Source organism: Vibrio fujianensis, assembly GCF_002749895.1.
GTDB lineage: Bacteria > Pseudomonadota > Gammaproteobacteria > Enterobacterales > Vibrionaceae > Vibrio > Vibrio fujianensis.
The window spans coordinates 10,095-12,764 of sequence record NZ_NBUS01000041.1 but is presented as its reverse complement, the minus strand read 5'-3'; the positions used below and the strand labels follow the sequence as shown (position 1 = coordinate 12,764).

At 44.2% G+C, this 2,670-nt stretch carries 1 protein-coding gene and 1 pseudogene; one reads left to right on the top strand and one right to left on the bottom strand.

Features of this window, described 5'->3' with window-relative positions:
• Positions 1 to 639: 639 nt before the first annotated feature.
• A pseudogene (glgC, locus tag B7C60_RS07390) lies at positions 640 to 1,860 on the top strand (glucose-1-phosphate adenylyltransferase); the annotation flags it as partial.
• A 66-nt stretch (positions 1,861 to 1,926) separates the two neighbouring features.
• Here the strand turns inward: glgC and B7C60_RS18290 are convergent.
• A partial coding sequence (locus B7C60_RS18290) for a chitinase C-terminal domain-containing protein (RefSeq protein WP_245868835.1) occupies positions 1,927 to 2,670 on the bottom strand: 744 nt, incomplete at its 5' end.

The window sequence follows — 2,670 nt, the reverse complement described above, 5'->3', positions numbered from 1 at the left end:
TTCATGATGGCCCGCTCCCTATCTGAGTAAACAATCCGTTACCGTTATAGTGCTCCATCGGCAGCCTACCCCCTTCTGACTTGCCGCCTACCGACAACACCAAGTCGTTTAGGTATAGCTCCTCTTTTTATAACGACCTTGATCCAATGAACTTTAACGGAGGAACTTTCACTGATGAACTTTAACTATAGTTGAAACGACAGCCAGGTTAAGCATGGGGCCCCATAACATAGCCAATCTACGTTGATCGGCACTCATTCACTGGCCGTCTACGACAATACCAGCTCATTTGACGGTAACCATTGGGCTTGAGAACTTATCTTATTAAGCCGATAATTTTGAAGCTAACCCTATATCATAACTAGAATTTACAATGTAAATTGTTATTCGTCATCTAAATATAAACTCACTTCCACGCTCTTTTCACTTTTGCACTTATGCTGTGCAAATGCCACTCTCATTGCACCTTACTTGGATGCCAACACTTTTGTGCTACCCGTCATTTTTGCTCAAGCTGGCCTCTATTTTTCTTATAACTGGCTAATATCAAATATAATAAGATCGAAAAACACATTCTGCGCCGATAACTTGGCGCAAAACTTGTACAGTTAAACCAGCGATTGCACAAAAACAGGGAGAGATAAGATGCAAGAAACGTTAGCCATTGTACTAGCCGGAGGTGTCGGCTCACGCTTATCACCTCTGACCGATAATCGAACAAAACCCGCCGTTCCTTTCGGTGGCAAATATCGCATCATTGACTTTACTCTCACCAATTGCCTGCATTCAGGGCTACGGCGGATTTTGGTTCTCACCCAGTACAAATCTCATTCACTGCAAAAACACCTGCGTGATGGATGGTCAATTTTTAATCCTGAGCTAGGCGAATATGTCACTGCAGTTCCACCTCAAATGCGCAAAGGTGGAAAATGGTATGAAGGAACCGCCGATGCGCTTTATCACAATATGTGGTTACTTTCTCGCAGTGATGCGAAATACGTTGTTGTTCTTTCTGGCGACCACATCTATCGAATGGATTATGCGGCAATGCTTGAGGAACATATTGAAAATAAAGCAATTTTAACAATTGCCTCAATGAAAGTTAGCCAACCCGAGGCGCACGCTTTTGGGGTGCTCGCGATAGATCATCACCATCGAGTTCACAACTTTGTAGAAAAACCAATACAACCGGCCAGCCTGCCGGATGATCCTGATCACAGCTTAGTATCCATGGGAGTCTATATTTTTAATATGGCAACACTGCAGCAAGCTCTCATTGACGATGCCGCTTTAGATTCATCAAGTCACGACTTTGGGCATGATATTATCCCTAAGCTCATACCAACCGAACGGGTGTTTGCTTATTCTTTTGGCAATGAAAAAGGCCGAGTAGCAAAAGACTGTTACTGGCGCGATGTCGGCACGTTAGATTCATTTTACCAAGCAAATATGGATTTGCTCGATCCTGTACCGCCAATGAATCTTTATCAAAAAAACTGGGCTATTCGTACTTATGAACCTCAATTACCGCCAGCCAGAACGGTATCTTCGGCAACAGGAAATGAAGGCATTTTTATTAATTCCATGATCGCCAGCGGAGTAATTAATTCTGGCGGTTCTGTACAACGTTCGATTATTTCCTCTGGTGTACGGATTAATGATGGCGCAACGGTAATGGACAGCATTTTATTTGATGGTGTAGAAGTTGGAGCAGGATGCCAATTAGTACGTTGTATTATTGATAAACAAGTTAAAATCCCGCCACATACGCACATTGGCGTCAACCCTAACGAGGATAAACAACGTTTTACCCTTTCGGATAAAGGCATTGTTATCGTTCCAGAAAATTATCAGTTTTGAGCAATGTTCATGACCAAAAGACCGCATAAAAGCGGTCTTTTTAGTAAGATTGCCTCGCTTAGCGGTTTACGGACAAGTCACTTCAGTCCAAAACCAGTTGCTCTGAGTGGGTGATTCCCATACTCCCGGGTTATTTTGAGCAATGAAACATTTATTGTTATACAGTACCGTCGTGCCATTAGCGACTTGGCTCACTCCCGGCTGCCATTGAATAACCGTACCGGGCTGAGTCTCGCCACCATCAGCTGGGTTATCTTCCCCAGTTCCGGACGAAAGATCGGCAAGAGGAAGATCTGGCTGTTCTGATTTAAAAGCATACTCTACCCCATTAATACGCACGGTATAATTAGCCGGCCCAGAAATCGGTAAATAATAAACCATATCCAATTCATAGCTTGCTCCGGCGGGTAACGCTTTCCATGTCGGTAATGAGAACGCGACTCGGTGCATCGTGCCATCAAGCCCACCAATATTATCAGCACGAGTATGACCAGATGCGATGACAGACAGTCCGCCACCCGATTGATCTTTCGCATTGTCAGGCGCTGAAACAGGAATATCGAACTGGAACTCAGTGCCCCCCGGAAGATCAACCGCCGTCTGGTTAGTAAACGTTAATGTCGGATTGATAGGATAGTTTTGATCGCCCACTTTAAAGCCATCAATCGAAACACCAATATCAACCGCTTCTAACGGTGTGGCTCCAGTCGCTAATTTATTGCCGTAAGGTGAGGCCGACTTAAATTTATCGAACATGGCTTTAGTCATGGTATTCCCCATATGATATTCACCATGACCACTGGCACAAGC